This window comes from Nocardioides caeni (genome assembly GCF_004912195.1).
Lineage (GTDB): Bacteria > Actinomycetota > Actinomycetes > Propionibacteriales > Nocardioidaceae > Nocardioides > Nocardioides caeni.
In genome coordinates this window covers 119,463-135,903 of record NZ_STGW01000001.1, presented here as the reverse complement: position 1 = coordinate 135,903, position 16,441 = coordinate 119,463, and the positions used below count along the sequence as shown (strand labels likewise).

At 71.2% G+C, this 16,441-nt stretch carries 17 protein-coding genes; 4 read left to right on the top strand and 13 right to left on the bottom strand.

Annotated features, from left to right (window positions below):
- Window positions 1–88: 88 nt before the first annotated feature.
- Window positions 89–1,021 carry a sterol desaturase family protein gene (locus tag E9934_RS00710; RefSeq protein ID WP_238694668.1) on the top strand — a complete coding sequence of 311 codons (933 nt, stop codon included), beginning with the start codon at window positions 89–91 and terminating at the stop codon, window positions 1,019–1,021.
- Here the strand turns inward: E9934_RS00710 and E9934_RS00705 are convergent.
- Both E9934_RS00705 and E9934_RS00700 read right to left on the bottom strand, forming a co-directional pair.
- Complete coding sequence (locus E9934_RS00705) at window positions 1,002–1,439, bottom strand: nuclear transport factor 2 family protein (RefSeq protein WP_136560920.1); 438 nt, start codon at window positions 1,437–1,439, stop codon at window positions 1,002–1,004. The genes E9934_RS00710 and E9934_RS00705 overlap by 20 nt on opposite strands.
- A 16-nt stretch (window positions 1,440–1,455) precedes the next feature.
- The gene (locus tag E9934_RS00700; RefSeq protein ID WP_136560919.1) at window positions 1,456–2,157 is read right to left on the bottom strand and encodes a ferritin-like fold-containing protein; all 702 of its coding nucleotides are present in this window, start codon (window positions 2,155–2,157) and stop codon (window positions 1,456–1,458) included.
- Between the two features lie 290 nt (window positions 2,158–2,447).
- On the opposite strand from E9934_RS00700, the gene E9934_RS00695 reads away from it, so the two are divergent.
- Window positions 2,448–3,956, top strand: coding sequence for a DEAD/DEAH box helicase (locus tag E9934_RS00695; RefSeq protein WP_136560918.1), 1,509 nt, complete (start codon window positions 2,448–2,450; stop codon window positions 3,954–3,956).
- Window positions 3,957–3,995: 39 nt separating this feature from the next.
- Here E9934_RS00695 and E9934_RS00690 read toward each other — a convergent pair whose 3' ends face one another.
- Window positions 3,996–4,769: a L,D-transpeptidase gene (locus E9934_RS00690; RefSeq protein WP_136560917.1), complete on the bottom strand. Its 774-nt coding sequence runs from the start codon at window positions 4,767–4,769 to the stop codon at window positions 3,996–3,998.
- Between the two features lie 3 nt (window positions 4,770–4,772).
- Window positions 4,773–5,564, bottom strand: a complete 792-nt coding sequence (locus E9934_RS00685; protein WP_136560916.1) for a ParA family protein — start codon at window positions 5,562–5,564, stop codon at window positions 4,773–4,775.
- Window positions 5,565–5,651: 87 nt separating this feature from the next.
- On the opposite strand from E9934_RS00685, the gene E9934_RS00680 reads away from it, so the two are divergent.
- Window positions 5,652–6,413, top strand: a complete 762-nt coding sequence (locus E9934_RS00680) for an SDR family NAD(P)-dependent oxidoreductase (RefSeq protein ID WP_136560915.1) — start codon at window positions 5,652–5,654, stop codon at window positions 6,411–6,413.
- A 77-nt stretch (window positions 6,414–6,490) separates the two neighbouring features.
- Here E9934_RS00680 and E9934_RS00675 read toward each other — a convergent pair whose 3' ends face one another.
- The 3 genes from E9934_RS00675 to E9934_RS00665 form a co-directional block, all read right to left on the bottom strand.
- The gene (locus tag E9934_RS00675) at window positions 6,491–7,099 is read right to left on the bottom strand and encodes a MarC family protein (RefSeq protein WP_238694667.1); all 609 of its coding nucleotides are present in this window, start codon (window positions 7,097–7,099) and stop codon (window positions 6,491–6,493) included.
- Window position 7,100: 1 nt separating this feature from the next.
- Window positions 7,101–7,964 carry a PHP domain-containing protein gene (locus E9934_RS00670; protein ID WP_136560914.1) on the bottom strand — a complete coding sequence of 288 codons (864 nt, stop codon included), beginning with the start codon at window positions 7,962–7,964 and terminating at the stop codon, window positions 7,101–7,103.
- 83 nt (window positions 7,965–8,047) lie between these two features.
- Complete coding sequence (locus tag E9934_RS00665; protein ID WP_136560913.1) at window positions 8,048–8,728, bottom strand: DUF6758 family protein; 681 nt, start codon at window positions 8,726–8,728, stop codon at window positions 8,048–8,050.
- Window positions 8,729–8,806: 78 nt separating this feature from the next.
- On the opposite strand from E9934_RS00665, the gene E9934_RS00660 reads away from it, so the two are divergent.
- Window positions 8,807–9,973 (top strand): MFS transporter, encoded by a 1,167-nt coding sequence (locus E9934_RS00660; RefSeq protein ID WP_136560912.1) that lies wholly within the window; start codon window positions 8,807–8,809, stop codon window positions 9,971–9,973.
- Here the strand turns inward: E9934_RS00660 and E9934_RS00655 are convergent.
- The 6 genes from E9934_RS00655 to E9934_RS00630 all read right to left on the bottom strand — a co-directional run bounded on the left by E9934_RS00655 (window position 9,958) and on the right by E9934_RS00630 (window position 16,440).
- Entirely contained in the window at window positions 9,958–10,599 is a 642-nt protein-coding gene (locus E9934_RS00655) for a TetR/AcrR family transcriptional regulator (RefSeq protein ID WP_136560911.1), read from the bottom strand. The two genes, E9934_RS00660 and E9934_RS00655, sit on opposite strands and share 16 nt — an antisense overlap.
- A gap of 14 nt (window positions 10,600–10,613) precedes the next feature.
- Window positions 10,614–11,195: a hypothetical protein gene (locus E9934_RS00650; RefSeq protein WP_136560910.1), complete on the bottom strand. Its 582-nt coding sequence runs from the start codon at window positions 11,193–11,195 to the stop codon at window positions 10,614–10,616.
- Between the two features lie 15 nt (window positions 11,196–11,210).
- On the bottom strand, window positions 11,211–12,872 hold the full coding sequence (locus E9934_RS00645; protein WP_136560909.1) for a hypothetical protein: 1,662 nt from the start codon (window positions 12,870–12,872) through the stop codon (window positions 11,211–11,213).
- Window positions 12,869–13,576, bottom strand: a complete 708-nt coding sequence (locus tag E9934_RS00640; protein ID WP_136560908.1) for an ABC transporter ATP-binding protein — start codon at window positions 13,574–13,576, stop codon at window positions 12,869–12,871. Before E9934_RS00640 ends, E9934_RS00645 begins: the two co-directional genes overlap by 4 nt.
- Window positions 13,577–13,643: 67 nt before the next feature.
- The gene (locus tag E9934_RS00635; RefSeq protein WP_136560907.1) at window positions 13,644–14,426 is read right to left on the bottom strand and encodes an ABC transporter ATP-binding protein; all 783 of its coding nucleotides are present in this window, start codon (window positions 14,424–14,426) and stop codon (window positions 13,644–13,646) included.
- Between the two features lies 1 nt (window position 14,427).
- Complete coding sequence (locus E9934_RS00630) at window positions 14,428–16,440, bottom strand: branched-chain amino acid ABC transporter permease (protein WP_136560906.1); 2,013 nt, start codon at window positions 16,438–16,440, stop codon at window positions 14,428–14,430.
- Window position 16,441: the final 1 nt, after the last annotated feature.

Here is a 16,441-nt window from a genome sequence, read left to right as displayed (position 1 = left end):
GACCGCGACGCGGGCTGTTCCCGGCAGCACCCACCGGCCGGTCATCGGCGACGGCCCGGGCCCAGGGGCACGGGCGAGTAACTTACCGATGAGTCCATTCAAGGAGCCCGCCATGCAGGACCTGCTCGACCCGATGAAGAACCCGGTGACCTACGCGATCCCGTTCTTCCTGCTGACGATCCTCATCGAGCTCGCGGCGCTCAGGTGGCTCGACCACGACGACGATCCCGTCACCGGTCGCCCGCCCACCGGCTACCTCGGCCGCGACACCCGCACCAGCCTGAGCATGGGTCTGGTCTCGCTGGTCTTCACGCTCGCCTTCAAGGTCGGCTCGTTCCTCGTCTACACGCTGGTCTTCGTGCACCTCGCGCCCTTCCAGCTCCCCACGGACGCGTGGTGGTACTGGCCGCTGGTGGTCGTCGCGGTCGACCTCGGCTTCTACGGCTCGCACCGGTTCGTGCACCGGGTCAACGTCGGTTGGGCCGCCCATCAGGCGCATCACTCCAGCGAGTACATGAACTTCGGCACCGCGCTGCGGCAGAAGTGGAACCCGTGGTTCGAGTTCTTCTTCTGGCTCCCGCTGCCCTTCCTCGGCTTCTCCCCCTGGACGATCTACGTCGCGTTCGGCGTCAACCTCATCTTCCAGTTCTTCGTGCACACCGAGACGATCGGCAGGCTCCCCCGCCCGATCGAGCTGGTCTTCAACACCCCGTCGCACCACCGCGTCCACCACGGCTCCGACCCGGAGTACCTCGACAAGAACTACGCCGGGATCCTCATCGTCTGGGACCGCATGTTCGGCACCTTCCAACCCGAGTTGCACCGACCGACCTATGGCCTGACCAAGAAGGTCGAGACCCACAATCTCCTCAAGCTGCAGTACGGCGATTACGCCCAGATCACCCGCAACGTCCGCAACGCCACCAGCTGGCGGGACAAGGCCGGCTACCTCTTCGGGCCGCCGGGGTGGGAGCCAGCCGCACCACCGTCGGCGGCACCACTCACAGCAGGTGCTGACTGAGATCGCCGGTGAGGTCGGCGCGCATCGTCCGGCTCTCGAAGCACCACTCCTCCTCGACCCGGCGGAAGGTGTCGCGATAGCGGCCCACGATGATCGCCTGCAGCGCCAGACCCTCCGTCGCCTGGAAGACGGTGTAGGACGACCGCGCCGTCGCGGACCCCGCCTCCGGGCCGGTCTCGACCGTCACGTTGGTGGTGACGTGCCGCGTCCGGGGCGTGCCGTCGTCGTACAGGCGGACGATGGAGCGATAGAAGGCCTCCACCGCCGCGGCCCCCTCGGCCAGCGTGACCGGACCGTCAGGGGTCTCGCCGCAGACCCGCCCGTGGCGGAAGAGGTGGCCCACGGCGGCGAGGTCGCCTGCATCCACCGCGTCGGCGTAGGCGTAGAGGAGGTGCTCGATCCGGCGGGCGTCGTCCACGGCTCCCAGGGCTCCGTCAGGCCTCGAGGCCCAGCTCGGTCATCCGCTCCATGTGACGCTCGGTCAGCCGCGTGAACATCCGCCCCAGCGCCGCGAGGTCGAGTCCGGGCCGGTCGACGCCGCCAGCGAGCAGTGCGCTGAGCTCGTCGCGGTCGGCGGCCACGCGCTGCGCCTGCGTGAGCGCCTCCCCCATCAGCCGGCGTCCCCACAGGGCCAGGCGCCCGCCGAGCCGGTGGTCCTCGGCGATCCCGGCGCGGACCCGCTCGACGACGAACGCCGAGTGCGTGCCCGCCTCCATCGACGCCACGACGAGCTCCCGGGTGTCGGCATCGAGATAGGCCGCGATCTCGCGGTAGAAGTCGTTGGCGAGCCCGTCGCCGACGTAGGCCTTGACGAGACCCTCGTACCAGTCCGCCGGAGCCGTGTGCCCGTGGAACTCGTCGATCGGCGCGCGGAAGGGGGCCATCGCCTCGAAGGGGTCGACGCCGAAGGCCCGCAGCCGCTCGTGCAGCCGCTCGACCTTGGCGATCTCGATGCTCGCCATCTGCGCCAGGTCGAGCTTGTCGGCCAGGCTCGGCGCCAGCTTCGCGTCCTCGGCGAGCCGCTCGAAGGCCGTGATCTCGCCGTAGGCGATGACCGCCAGCAGGTCGACCACGGCCGCCCGGTAGTCGGGGTCGGCGTCGGCGGTCGGGGCTGTCGCGTCGGCGGATTCAACCATGCGCGCAGGCTACAAGTAAGGTGGGACCCAGCGAGAGCCTGTCCGCGCCCACCCGGGAGCGTGACGGATCCGCTCGGGCACCCGCCCACGTATGTGCGCGGCTGAGTGTGAGACAGCCGCATCTGATTCTGGCGCCATGCCAATCCGGCTGACTCCACTCACGAAAGCGAAAGATCCTGACTTCCATCGAGAACACCACGCCCGAGACCGCGTCCGAGACGACGCCCGAGACCACGGAGGCCACCGAGGCCGCCGCGAAGCCGGGCCCGACCTTCCGCGACCTGGGCGTCATGCCGCAGATCTGCGACGCGCTCGACCGCGCCGGCATCACCCACCCGTTCGCCATCCAGGAGATGACGCTCTCGGTCGCCCTGATGGGCACCGACCTCATCGGCCAGGCCCGCACCGGCACGGGCAAGACCCTCGCCTTCGGCATCCCGGTCATCCAGCGCAGCGTCGCACCCAGCGACCCCGACTACGCCGAGATCCCGCAGGGCAAGCCGCAGGCCCTGATCGTCGCCCCGACCCGCGAGCTCGCGCTCCAGGTCTCCAGTGACATCGAGATCGCCAGCCGCGACCGCGGGCTGCGGGTCCTCACGATCTATGGCGGTGTCGGCTACGAGCCGCAGATCGAGACCCTCGAGACCGGCGTCGACATCGTCATCGGCACCCCCGGTCGCCTCATCGACCTCGCCAACCGCAAGGTGCTCGACCTCTCCCACGTGCACGCGCTCGTGCTCGACGAGGCCGACGAGATGCTCGACCTCGGCTTCCTGCCCGACGTCGAGAAGCTGCTGCGCCTGACCCCCGAGACGCGCCAGACGATGCTGTTCTCGGCCACGATGCCGTCGGCGATCGTGTCGCTGGCCCGCATCCACATGCGCCACCCGATGAACATCCGCGCCGAGTCCTCCTACGAGAACGCGACGGTCCCGGCCACCGCACAGTTCATCTACCTCGCCCACGACCTCGACAAGCCCGAGATCATCGGCCGCGTGCTGCAGGCCGAGGATGCCGACAAGGTCGTCGTCTTCACCCGCACCAAGCGACAGGCCCAGCGCGTTGCCGACGACCTCGTCGAGCGCGGCTTCAAGGCCAGCCCGCTCCACGGCGACATGGCCCAGGTCGCCCGCGAGAAGGCGATGACGAAGTTCCGTGAGGACAAGATCCGGGTGCTCGTCGCCACCGATGTCGCCGCTCGCGGCATCGACGTCTCCGGCGTCAGCCACGTCATCAACTACACCTGTCCCGAGGACGACAAGACCTACGTCCACCGCATCGGCCGCACCGGTCGCGCCGGCGCCTCGGGCATCGCGATCACGCTGGTCGACGCGACCGACGTGCACCGCTGGAAGATGATCAACAAGGCGCTCGACCTGCCGTTCGACGAGCCGATCGAGACCTACTCGACCTCCGAGCACCTCTTCCACGACCAGGGCATCGTGCCCGGCACCAAGGGCCGGATCGCGCCGCCCGCGCCGCCGAAGCCCCGCGCCGACCGCGAGGGCGGCCGCGACGGTGGACGCGACCGAGACCGCGACCGCGACCGTCGCCAGGGCGGGGAGCGCACCCGCACCCGGACCCGCACCCGCGGCGGCCAGCCGGTCGAGGGCGGGGAGCAGCCGTCCACCAGCGCGGCAACCGCCGAGGGCTCGACCGAGCGTCCGGCCGGCGCGAGCCGCAACCGGCGCCGTCGCCGCCGTTCCGGCGGCCAGGGTGGTCAGGCTGGTCAGGGTGGTCAGGCTCAGGGCGGCCAGAGCACCGCGGGCAGCGACGGCAACGAGACGCAGAGCGCCTGAGAGGCACCCGCCTGATCCGCCCGCCTGGTCCGGGTCGGGTCAGGCGGTGACGACGACCGTCGTACCGATCGGGGCGAAGTCCCACAGCTCGATCGCGTCCTGGAGCCGCTGGCGGATGCATCCGTGCGACAGGGGCGTGCCGAGCTGGTCGAGGGTCTGCACCGGCTCGCCGTCGGCGACGGGGATCGAGTGGAAGCCGATCGCGGCGCCCTCGTTGCCGTAGGTGAAGCGGACGAAGTACTCCATCGTCCCGGAGTCGTCGATGCCGACGGCGTGCCGGCTGCGCGAGAAGACCTCGTAGGTGCCCGGGTCGAGGTTGTCGTAGATGCTGCCCGAGGCGAGGTAGGTGCGGACCACCTCATCGCCGTCGTCGTCGCCCGCGTCGTCCTCGACGAGCCAGACCCGCTGGGCGCTCTCACTGAAGACGACGCGGCGTCCGGATCCCGAGCGGGCCGGCAGCTGCGTCGAGCCGGAGGTGGCCGACACCCTGCCGCCGGCATCGGTGATCGGCGAGGTGGCCGCGGTGCGCGGCGTCGTACGGCCCGCGGGAGCGCGCTCCGTCCGGGTCGGCGAGGCGGCATCAACCGAGTCGGACGGAGCGGACGCCATCCCCGAGGTGCTCGCCGCAGCATCGGAGCCCGGCGACGTCGAGGGGAAGATCCCGAGACCGCCGGCGACCGAGATCGTCGTGACGATCACTGCGGACACCAGGATCGCGATCCGTCCGTAGCGCGGTCGGACCGGACCGGTCGTCGCACGACGCGCACCGCCGCGGGGGCGGCGGCGTGAGCGCTCGAGCGCGTGCTTGCCCATGGGTCAGCGCGCCGCCCGCTCGACCAGCGCGCCCGCGACCTCACGGTAGGCCTGGGCGCCCTTGCTGGTGCGCGACGTCGCGAGGATCGAGCGACCGGCCGCGGGAGCCTCGGCGAACTTGATGGTCTTGGGGATCGGCGGCTCGACGACCTCGAGGTCGTAGGTCTCCGAGATCGTGTCGAGCACCGTGCGCGCGTGGTTGGTCCGGCCGTCATAGAGCGTCGGCAGCACACCCCAGACCGCGAGGTCCCGGTTGGTGAAGCGGCGGACGTCGTGCACGGTGTCGAGCAGCTGGCCCACGCCGCGGTGCGACAGCGTCTCGCACTGCAGCGGGACCAGGACACCGGTGGCGGCGGTCAACGCGGCGACGGTCAGGACGCCGAGGGACGGCGGGCAGTCCAGCAGCACCCAGTCGTAGTGGGTCCCGCTGGCCCGCAGGTCCTCGATGACGCCGCGCAGGACGTGCTCACGACCGGTGCGGGTCAGCAGGTCGGCCTCCGCACGGGCGAGCTCGATCGTCGCCGGCAGGAGGTCGACGCCGTCCTCGGTCGCGATGATCACCTCGGAGACGTCGGTCCCCTTGGTGAGCACGTGGTGGACCGACAGCTCGAGGTCCTCCGGGTCGATGCCCAGGGAGAACGTGAGGCAGGCCTGCGGGTCGAGATCGACCAGCAACACGGACTGCCCGAGCTCGGCCAGTGCCGCACCGATCGAGGCCACGCTGGTCGTCTTCGCGACGCCGCCCTTCTGGTTGGCGACGGCGAGGACGGTGCTGGGGGCCTGGACACTGTTCATCGGGGTCCATCATGCCCGACGACGCCCGTCGCCGGTGCACGACCGCGCCCCTCCTCCACAACTCACCGGAACTGGTTGACTGCACCCATGCCCATCGCTCTCGTCACCGGCGCCACCGCCGGCATCGGACTCGAGTTCGCCCGCCAGCTCGCCGCGCGCGGCGACGACCTGGTCCTGGTCGCTCGCGACGTCGCCCGACTCGACCAGGTCGCGGCCGACCTGCGGTCGTCGTACGGCGTGGAGGCGGAGGTCCTGGCCGCCGATCTCACCGACGACGCCGCGCTCGCCCGGGTCGAGGCCCGGTTGAAGGACGCCGGCCGGCCGGTCGACCTGCTGGTCAACAACGCGGGCTTCGGGCTCAAGGACGGCTTCCTCGACAACCCCATCGAGGTCGAGCAGGCGCAACAGGACGTCCTCGTGCGCGCCGTGCTGCGGCTGACCCATGCCGCTCTGGGGCCGATGGCCGAGCGGCGCCGGGGCGGCGTGATCAACGTGTCGAGCGTGGCGGCGTTCCTGCCGCGCGGGACCTACAGTGCGGCGAAGGCGTGGGTGAACTCGTTCAGCGCCTGGGCCCACCAGGAGTACGCCGAGCGCGGGGTGCACGTGATGGCCTTATGCCCGGGCTTCGTGAAGACCGAGTTCCACCAGCGGCTCGGCGTCGACCGGGACTCGTCGGCGCCGAAGGTCCTGTGGCTCGAGCCCGACCGCCTGGTGCGGGACGCGCTCGCCGACTTCGACCGTGGCCGCGCGATGTCGATCCCGTCGAAGCGCTACAAGGTGATCGTCACGGCGAGCCGCATGGTGCCCCGCTCAGCGCTGCAACGACTGCAGTCGCTCGGCCGCAAGTAGCGCCTCGGGCGAGAAACCTCCACACCTCGGGCGAGAAACCTCCACACCTCGGGTGAGAAACCCCCCTACTTCGGCGGCTATCCCTGGCCGGCGATGAAGGCGCGGACGGCGTCGGCGACCAGCTGGACCGCGATGGCCGAGAGCAGGAGCCCGGCGATGCGGGTGACGAGCAGCACGCCACCCTCGCGGATCAGGCGGAGGATCGGCAGCGAGTAGCGCATCGCGAGCCACAGGGCGATGTGGACGGCGACGATGCCGACCGCGACGGCGAGGCCGCTGCCCCAGCTGTCGATGTCCTTGACGAAGAGCATCGTGGCGACGATGGCACCCGGGCCGGCGAGCAGCGGGGTGCCGAGCGGGACGAGCGCGACGTTGGCGTCGGCCTGCGCGGTCATCTCCTTCTCGTTGCCGGTCAGCAGCTCGAGTGCGACGAGCAGGAGCAGCAGGCCGCCGGCGCACTGGAGTGCGGGCAGGGAGATGTGCAGGTTGGTGAGGATCTGCTGGCCGAAGAACGCGAAGATCGTGATGACGAGGAAGGACACCGCGACGGCCTGCCAGGCGGCCTTGCGGGCCGAGGCGGCCGACCTGCCGGCCGTGAGCGACAGGAAGATCGGGACGGTGCCGACCGGGTCCATGATCACGAAGAGCGTCACGAACACCTCGACCATGAGGGCGGTCTCGAGCACCTCAGCCTCCCACCACGGTCGTCGGGGAGCCGAGGGCCGACGCGGCGGCGACGATCCGGTCGAGCTGCGCGGGCGCCGTCGTCTCGCAACCGAGGTCGTGGCCGATCTTGCCGGCGCCATGGTGGTCGCTGGAGCCGGTGACGACGAGGTCGAGACGGTCGGCGATCTGGCGCAGGGCTCGGCGCGCGTGGGCGTCGTGGTCGAGGTGGTCGACCTCGACGCCTGCCAGCCCGGCCTCCTTGAGCGTCACGAACGCCGCCTCGTCGAGGACTCCGGCGGAGCCGCGTCCCCACGGGTGGGCGAGCACGCTCACTCCGCCGGCGGTGCGGGCGAGGTCGAGCATGTCGACGAGGTCGGCGGCATAGCGGTCGACGAACGCCGGACCGCCGGGCGAGAGATAGCTGGCGAAGGCCTCGTCGCGGTTGGCGACGACACCGAGGCGCACCAGGAGGTCGGCGACGTGGGGGCGACCGGTCACGAGGCTGTCCCCCGACACATCGGCGAGCGCCTCCGCCGTCGCGGGGATCCCGAGGTCCTGCAGCCGGGCCAGCATGGCGGGGACCCGGTCGCCGCGACCGGAGACGATCCGGTCGAGCTCCGCCTGCAGTGCGACGTTGTCGGGGTCGGGCAGATAGACGAGCAGGTGCACGGCGTTGCCACGGAAGCGGGTGCTGACCTCGATCCCGCGCACGAGTGCGATGCCGGCGTCCGCGGCGGCGACCGCCGCCTCGTCCCAGCCAGCCGTCGTGTCGTGGTCGGTGAGTGCGACGACCTCCAGTCCGCCGGCAGCGGCGGCGCGGACCAGGTCGGTCGGCGTGTCCGTCCCGTCGCTGACCCGGGAGTGGGTGTGGAGGTCGATCGTCACCACAGAATGCTACGGCGCTGGATTGTCTGACAACGACTCGTCGACGCTGTCGGTCCCGTCACATCGCCAGCCATCACCAGCCGTCACCAGCGCGGTGCGTGACCTCCGAACGGCAGCTCCACGAGCTGCGGACCGGTCGCCGAGACGTCGCGCAGGATCCAGTCGTCACGCAGCAGCAGGAAGGCGGACGCGGGCCGCAGCACGATCCACAACCAGCGACCGCCGGCCTCGCCGGCGAGGACCGAGCGGTCCCACTCCCCCGGGGACCCACTCACCGACACCGGCCACATGCCCACGGGGTGCTGGGAGACCCGGACGCGCACGGGCGGCGGGCCGTCCCCGACCTCCTCGCCGGGGTCGAGGCGCTCCGAGCCGTCAGGGCCGACCAGTCCCGCGACCCGGGCGCCGAGGCCGGTGCCCGGCTCCTCGCTGATCACCAGCACCTCGACGGCTCCGTCGAGCTGACTCGTGCCGGCGACACAGGTGAGGGTGGCCCGCGCCCCCGAGGGGGCGACCACGGCGGCGAAGTCGCTCACCGACCAGCCAGGCCCCAGCGGCCACGGCAGGTAGGTCGGGAAGGCGCCCACACCCTGCAGGTGGACCCCGAAGGCGTCGTACGACGTGACCAGCGGGCGTCGCAGCGGGACCACGACGCCGTGCTCCGGGCACGACCACTTGCCGTCACCCACCTCCGCGACGGGCACGGGGCAACGCGGGCACTCGACGCGGAAGCCCGGGGCAGCCTCCCACCGGTCGGTCGACATACCGCACACCGTGCTGCGCACGGCCCGCGTTCGTCAAGCGTTCCGCGGTCGTCGTGACAGCCGCACTACTGTCCTCCCATGGTCACGCTCGCCCGACACCGCCGGGCCGTCGCCATGGCCTTCGCGACCCAGGGCTTCGCCTTCATCAGCCTCACGACGCGTCTCCCCGACCTCAAGGACCGCTGGGACCTGAGCGACCTCGAGGTCTCCGGGGTCCTGCTCGCGATCGTCCTGCTGGCCGGCGCCGGCTCGGTCCTCGCCGAGCAGGCATCGGCCCGCCGGTCGAGCGCCGGACTGCTGCGAGCCGGACTGGTCCTCGTCGCGGTCGGCGCCGGACTGATGCTGGCCGCTCCCGCCGGGGCAGCGTTCCTCGGCGGGATCGGCGTCTATGGCGTCGGTCTGGGCATCGTCGACGCGGCCAGCAACATGCAGGCGGTCGCGATCGAGCGCCACCACGGGCGCATCATCCTGCCGAGCTTCCACGGCGCGTGGACTTTCGGCGGCATCGTCGGCGCCGCCGTCACGCTCGCCACGGCCGACGTGCCGCTGCGCTGGACGGGCCTCGTGGCCGTCGTACCGCTCGCGGTGGCGGCGGCCGCGTTCCTGCCGCGCTCCGCGCCTCCGTGCGATGCTGGGGACGACGGGGCCAGCGCGGCCCTCGCCGTGCCGTGGCGGCCGATCGTGCTGGTCGGCCTGGGCATGGTGGTCTTCTACATGGTCGACACGGCGTCGCAGACCTGGGGCGCGGTGTTCCTCGACGACGTCGTCGACGCCCCCGAGCGGCTCGTGGCGCTCGCCACCCTCCCCTACCTGGTGGCCAGCCTCGTCGTCCGGCTGGCCGGGGATCACCTCGTCCAGCGGTACGGCGCCGTCCCGGTCCTGCAGTGCGGCGCGCTGGTCGCCTGCGTCGGGCTGGGTGTGGTGACGCTGGCCCCGAGCTGGCCGGTCGCCGTCGTCGGGTTCACCGTGGTCGGCGCCGGTATCTCGGTGGTGGCCCCCCTGAGCTTCTCCGCCGCCGCCCGGATCGCGGGCGGGTCGGTGGAGCGCACTGACGCGGTCATCGCCCGCTTCAACCAGTTCAACTACGTGGGCGGGTTGCTGGGCGCCGTCCTCACCGGGGTGGTCGGCCAGGACCACCTGCGCTACGGCTTCGTCGTCCCGGCCGTGCTGGTGCTGGCCCTGCTCCCGCTGGCGCGGTGGTTCGGCGACCGCGGGCCGGTCGGCGCCGCTCAGCTCGACAGATAGGCGCTGAGCGCATCCATCAGGCCGCGTCGCGCCTCATGGGAGTCGGTGTAGGTGCTGAGGTTGCGCTCGTTGTAGAGACCGCGCAGGGCCCCGGGGAGGAAGTGCCGAACGCGCATCAGGCGGTCGGCGGGCAGGCCGAGTCCGCGGAAGCACCGCTCGCACAGGTCGGTCCACTCGACGTCCCAGTGCGCGATGGCGCGCGCCGTCTGCGGATAGGACTCCTCCAGCTGCGCGGCCTGGTGCGGCAGCGATAACCGGAGCTGATAGATCGCCGCGGCGCCGGGGAGGTCCAGGAAGCCCCACAGCATGTCGATGACCGCCTCGACGCGGTCCGCGATGTCGGGATGGTCCGGCGTCGCGATGGTCCGCAGGTCGGCGTGCCCCGCGACGAAGTCGAGCAGGGCTGCCCAGAGGCCGTCCACATCACCGAACTGGTGCTGGATCGTCCCCCAGGTCACGCCCGCGCGCTGGGCGATGGCATTGGCGCTGACCGACTCCGGCGTGCCCTCCGACAGGCAGAGCACGGCCTCACGCAGCACCTGGCGACGGGTCTCCCGCCCCTTCTTGTTGAGGCGCGTGCCCCGTGCGCTGAGCACGGCACCGGCCGCGCCGCTCCCCCCTGGCATCAGGAATCAGCGGCTCAGGCGTGCTGGCCCGGGCGGCACACTCGGCACGTCGACAGGTGGCCGGTGTTCTCGCCGACGGGGGTGAGGTCGTCGCGGTGCGCGATGAGCGAGCAGTCGCGGCGATGGATCGTGGTGCCGTTGCCGGCGACGACGGGGATCGCCCCGAGGTCGCGTCCGCCGTCGTCGGTGGTGACGTTGGCGGCGGTGACCTCCGCGAGGAGCAGGAGGGTGTCGGCGAGCCGCTTCGAGGACTCCCGCTCGTCGGCGGCGATCCGCGCGAGCCACGCACCGAAGTAGAGGAAGCCGCCGACGAACGTCAGCCCGAGACCGAGCATGCCGCCGGAGATGACGTAGGACATCTGGTCGAACTCGTAGGGCGTGTTCGCGGCGCCGTACCAGCCCAGGATGATGATGACGATCCCGAGCGGGAGCATGATCGCGCCCGCCCAGAAGAGCACGACCTGGAGCAGGGCGGCGTTGTTGTTGCGCAGCGGCGCGATGCCGCTGCGGTTGCCCTCACCCGCGCGGGGCAGGTGGGAGCTGCCCGCGCCCATGCGGCTGCCGCTGGCGCGACCGTTCTCGGAAACTGCGGTCATGATCAGCCCTTTCGTTCAGGCTTTGCGGAGGTCGGGGAGGCCGCTGTCGAGGCCGTGGGTGCAGGGAGCGCCGGCGCCGAGCGCGGCGACGCCGATACGGCGCATCCAGCCACCGGCGACGGCCGCGGCCGCGAAGGCGGCGATGAGCAGCATGCCGGGGATGGAGAAGAGCGCGGGCAGACCGGCGCTGACCGGGGCGGCGTCGACGAGGTCGGCGACCGGGGCCTCGGCCGCCGGAGGCGCCGCTCCCGTCGGGGCCGGCGCACCGTCGACGGCGGTGGGCACGCCCACCGTGCCCTCGGCCGGGGCGGGCGGCGGCTGCTGCGACGTCGAGCCGCCCGTCGAGGGCGGCGGTGGGAACTCGACCGGAGGCACGGTGTCGGCGGTCGCCTTCGCGTAGCCGAGCGTGAGCACGATCTTGGGCGCCAGTGCGTTGAGGCCGGCGACGACGCCCTTGACCGGGCCGGCCTCGGCCGGGATGAGCTCGGCGAGGACGCCGGTCGGGAGTGCCTTGAGCAGCGGCGTGAGGATCTTGGTGTCGATCGTGATCTTCAGACCGGCGAACTCGGCCGTGGCCTGGTCGCCCTCGACAGTCTTGACCGGCTCGGGAGCCGAGAAGGTGATGCCGAGCTGCTCGAGGGCATCGGCCGGCAGGTCCTTGAGACCCGGGATCGGCAGTGTCTGGCCCGTGGCGGTGATGCCGTCGGGGCCCATCGCGAACTCCTGGCCGGCGATCGCCATCTTGCCCCACACGGCCTTGCCGTTGGCGGTCCCCTTGGCGCCGTCGGTGGTGACCTTGGCGACCGTCTCGAGGCCGCCGATGGTGACCAGGCCTCCGAGGAGCCGGATCTCGCCGAGCAGGGAGCGGGAGGCTCCGACGACGGGGCCGTCGACGGCGTTCATCTTGCTGACCGACACGTAGCCGTCGATGTCGACGAGTGCGGCGAGCGGGTTCACCGGCGTCGACTCGGCCGCCTTCGCGATCCCGCCGAGACCGCCGAGCAGACCCTGGAGCTGGTCGGTGAGAGCGGACAGCGGATTGTCGGCCCCACCGCCGGCGCCGTCTCCCTCGGCGGCGTCCGGTCCGAGGACGGCACCGTCGGGACTGAAGCCGACCTCGGCGATCGCTGTCTTGTCGCCCGAGGTCGTCTGCTGGATCGAGCCCGGGATCATGCTGTCCTTCTGCGTGGGCGTGTCGCCCGGGAACTGCGAGTTGACCTGCACCGGGTAGCCGTTGGCCGTCAGGGGTGTCGCCGGCAGCCCCAGCTGCTCGGCGAAGGTCTTGAGTCCCTCGCCGACGGGGTCGCCGGGCCAGAAGAGGCTGGCGCGGCCCGCGGACTGGCCCGAGTCCGCGCGGACCTTGCTGTAGCCGAGGTTGAACTCGAGCTGCGCGATGCCGGCGTCGACAGGGATCGGCAGGCTGGGCTCGAAGATCTCGATCCGGACCGGCGTCGACAACGACGAGACGGTGAAGCCGCCGTAGGCGGGCTCACCTCCCTCAGCACTGGCCGCCGTGGCCGTGGTCGCGCCGTTGAGCGGGGACGTCATCGGCATCAGCGTGGCGAGCAGGCCACCTGTCAGCAGCAGGCGCGCCCGACGCCGGCCGACAGAGCGGGACGGGTTGGTCCCGCGGCACGCATCGGTGCAGTGCTGCTGGTCGAGGTGCTGGGTGGTCATGCTGCTCCTCCGAGGATGACGTCGGCCATGGTGTCGAGGATCTCGCCGGGCTCCCCGGTGGCGACGATCCGGCCACCGGACATGACGGCGGCGTAGTCGGAGACCTTCAGGGCGGTCCGGGCGAACTGCTCGATGCAGAGGATGGAGACGCCCGACTCCGCGATCCGGGCGACGGTCTCATAGAGCTCCTCGACGATGAGGGGCGCCAGGCCCATCGAGAGCTCGTCGAGCAGGAGCAGAGCGGGATCCGAGGCGAGGGCCCGTGACATCGCGAGCATCTGCTGCTCGCCGCCGGACATGGTGCCGGCGAGCTGGTTGCGCCGCTCGTGCAGGCGCGGGAAGTAGGAGTAGGCGGTGTCCAGGATGGCGCCGCGAGACACCCCGGCATACGACATCAGGACGAGGTTCTCCTCCACCGTGAGGTTGGGGAAGACCGACCGTCCCTCGGGGATCGTGCACAACCCGACCCGCGCCAGGTCGTCGGATCCGGCACCCTTGAGGTGCACGCCGGCGAGGTGGATGTCGCCGGATGTGGCGGCCTTCTGGCCGCAGATGACCTTGACGAGGGTGGACTTGCCCGCGCCGTTGGGCCCGAGCAGCGCCATCACAGCGCCCTTGGGGACGGCGAGGTCGACGCCGCGCAGGACCTCGATGCGGCCGTAGGCGGCGTGGAGGTCGACGACCTCGAGGATCGGGACACTCATTCCGGGGTCCCCGATCGATCGTTCGCGGAGGAGCGAAGCGGAGGAGCGAAGGATCGAGTGGGGTGGTTCATGAAATGGCCTCCATCACGCTCGTGTCGTCCTCGACCTCCGCATAGCCGAGGTAGGCGCGCTGGACGGCGGGATCGTTGCGGATCTCGGCCGGGTCGCCGGAGGCGATGATCGTGCCGAAGTCGAGGACGTGGATCTCGTCGCAGACGGCCATGACCAGGTCCATGTCGTGCTCGACCATCAGGATCGCGCACCCCTCGGAGGCGAGGTCCTTGAGCAGGTCGCCGAAGGCGTCGGTCTCGGTCTCGTCGAGGCCGGACGAGGGCTCGTCGAGCAGCAGCAGCTTGGGGTCACAGGCCAGGGCCCGGGCGAGCTCCAGCAGTCGTGCGGTGCCGGTCGGGATCGAGTCGGCGCGCTCGTCGGCGTACTCCGCGATCCCGACCCGGTCCAGGAGCGCCTCGATCGCGAGCCGGCCCGAACGGCCGGAGCCGAGGTCCGGACGCAACCAGGCGAGCGGGCCGCCCTGGATGTCGGCGGCCACCCGCACGTTGTCACGCACGGTGAGCGAGCCGAAGGCCTCGAGCCGCTGGAACGTGCGGCCGACGCCGTGCTTCGCGCGCCGGTGGACGGGCCAACGGGTGACGGACCGGCCGGTGAATCGCACCCGGCCACTGGTCGGGCGCTGCAGTCCGGAGATGACGTTGAAGCACGTCGTCTTGCCGGCACCGTTGGGCCCGATCAGACCGGTGATCACACCGCTGTCGGCCGTGAAGGTGGCGTGGTTGACGGCGGTCACGCCGCCGAACTTCACGACGACGTCGTCGACCTCGAGCAGCGCCATCTCAGACCACCTTTCCGGCGAGCGGGGCATCGAGCTCGTCCGCCGCGATCTCGTCGTCGACCGATCGCGCCGGCGAGGGGCTCCCTGGCCGCATCAGGTTGCCGGACAGGCCCCGGGTGATCGCCGCCAGGCGGCCACCGACCCGCTCGTCCAGATCACCGAGAACGTCACCACCCCAGCGACCCCACCCCCAGCGCCCCAGCTTGAACACGTTGTTGGCGATGCCGTTGGGGTCGCGGCCCAGCAGGACCGCGCCGAAGCCGAGGAGTGCGAACAGAAGACCGGCGAGCTCCGGCGACGAGGACTGCCAGACCGGCAGCAGCATGAGCGCCGTGCCACCCAGCAGCGCGCCCGTCACCGAGGTGACGCCGAAGACCACGGCCAGCAGCAGCACCAGCAGCGACTGGAAGTAGAGGAAGTCGGCCGCACCCACGGTCCCGCGCAGACCGGCGAAGAGGGCGCCGGCGGCGCCGGCCATGCCGGCCGAGGCGGAGAACAGCCCGACCCGGAACCAGCGCAGGTCCAGGCCCAGGGTCCCGCACGCCGAGGGGCTGTCGCGCATCGCGATCAGCAGCCGGCCCAGTGCGCCGCGACGCAGGGTCAGCAGCGCGACGGCCATGACCACGAAGCACAGCACCATGAACCAGACGTACGACGTGTCGGACTCGATCTTGATGCCGGCGATCGAGAGCCGCTCGGTGGCGAGCACGCCGTTGAACTTGAAGGCGTAGTCGGCCTGGAAGATCATCTTGTCCATCAGCACGGCGAACGCCATCGTGGACAGGGCGAGGTAGAGCCCGGTCAGCCTCAGCACCGGCAGCGCCACCAGGGCGCCGACGCCCGCGGCGATCACGGCGGACAGCACGAGGCCGGTCAGGTTCGGCTCCTCGAGCTTCGCGTAGGCCAGCGCACCGACGCCCGCGAAGGTGAACTGCGCCAGCGAGACGTGGCCGCCGTAGCCGGTCAGCAGCACCAGCGACAGCATCACCATCGCGTAGGTCGCGGCGACACCGATCAACAGCACGTCCGCGCGGGAGACCGCACCGATCAGGACGTAGCCGAACACCAGGAGCACGACACCCCAGCCCATCGACTTGCGCAGGTTGGGCACCGGCGCCGACACGATCCCCTTGACCTGGCCGATGCGCAGTTGCGCCTGCGGCATCACGACCACGATGGCGAAGAGGAAGAGGGCGGGGATGACGGGACGGATCGTGGACCAGAAGCCCTCGGTCGGGAGGTAGGCCACCGCCCACGACTCCAGGATGCCCAGGCCCATCGCCCCGGCGAAGGTCAGCGGCAGGCTCTTGAGCCGGCCCAGCATGGCCGCCGCATAGGCGTTGATGACCAGCAGCGTCAGCGCGTAGTAGTCCAGGCCCACCACCGGCGTGAGCAGGATGCCGCCCAGCGCCGCCAGTGACATGCCGATCGCCCACGCCAGCGACGCCGCCGTGTCCGGGCGACCACCGAAGAGCTTGAGCAGCTCGGGGTTGTCGACCGAGGCCCGCATCGCCGTACCGATCCGGGTGCGGTTGAGCAGGACGTAGAGACCGACCGCGACCACGATCGAGCAGATGATCGTGATCAGCTGGTGCGCGGTGATGTAGGTCTCCCCGACCTGCCAACCCGTCTCCGGGTGGAAGGGCAGGAGGATCCGCGGCTCCGGCGGCCAGATGTACTGCGCCAGGCCGATGAGGCCGACGAGCAGGCCGACCGTGACGACCAGGGCCACGGACACGGGCCCCTCGCCCAGCCCCTTGGTCACGAACCGCTGGATGAACCAGCCGATCGCCGGCGCCACGACGCCGAGCACGAGAAAGAGCGACAGCAGCGTCGGCATGCCCTGGCGCTGGGTGAAGTCCCAGAAGGTGAACGCCAGCACCATGCCGAAGGCGCCGTGCGCGATGTTGAACACCCGCGTCGTCGCATAGGTCAGCACCAGTCCGGACGCGACGATCGCGTAGGCCGCGCCCGTGAAGAGGCCGAGCAGGGTGAAGGCGAACAACGAGCTCATG

Coding starts and splice junctions, on each gene's coding strand:
- E9934_RS00695 (WP_136560918.1), top strand. CDS start 2,448: ATGCCGCAGATCTGCGACGCGCTCGACCGCGCCGGCATCACCCACCCG.
- E9934_RS00640 (WP_136560908.1), bottom strand. CDS start 13,576: ATGAGTGTCCCGATCCTCGAGGTCGTCGACCTCCACGCCGCCTACGGC.
- E9934_RS00655 (WP_136560911.1), bottom strand. CDS start 10,599: ATGCCAGGGGGGAGCGGCGCGGCCGGTGCCGTGCTCAGCGCACGGGGC.
- E9934_RS00645 (WP_136560909.1), bottom strand. CDS start 12,872: ATGACCACCCAGCACCTCGACCAGCAGCACTGCACCGATGCGTGCCGC.
- E9934_RS00680 (WP_136560915.1), top strand. CDS start 5,652: ATGCCCATCGCTCTCGTCACCGGCGCCACCGCCGGCATCGGACTCGAG.
- E9934_RS00635 (WP_136560907.1), bottom strand. CDS start 14,426: ATGGCGCTGCTCGAGGTCGACGACGTCGTCGTGAAGTTCGGCGGCGTG.
- E9934_RS00660 (WP_136560912.1), top strand. CDS start 8,807: ATGGTCACGCTCGCCCGACACCGCCGGGCCGTCGCCATGGCCTTCGCG.
- E9934_RS00700 (WP_136560919.1), bottom strand. CDS start 2,157: ATGGTTGAATCCGCCGACGCGACAGCCCCGACCGCCGACGCCGACCCC.
- E9934_RS00665 (WP_136560913.1), bottom strand. CDS start 8,728: ATGTCGACCGACCGGTGGGAGGCTGCCCCGGGCTTCCGCGTCGAGTGC.
- E9934_RS00710 (WP_238694668.1), top strand. CDS start 89: ATGAGTCCATTCAAGGAGCCCGCCATGCAGGACCTGCTCGACCCGATG.
- E9934_RS00650 (WP_136560910.1), bottom strand. CDS start 11,195: ATGACCGCAGTTTCCGAGAACGGTCGCGCCAGCGGCAGCCGCATGGGC.
- E9934_RS00690 (WP_136560917.1), bottom strand. CDS start 4,769: ATGGGCAAGCACGCGCTCGAGCGCTCACGCCGCCGCCCCCGCGGCGGT.
- E9934_RS00685 (WP_136560916.1), bottom strand. CDS start 5,564: ATGAACAGTGTCCAGGCCCCCAGCACCGTCCTCGCCGTCGCCAACCAG.
- E9934_RS00630 (WP_136560906.1), bottom strand. CDS start 16,440: ATGAGCTCGTTGTTCGCCTTCACCCTGCTCGGCCTCTTCACGGGCGCG.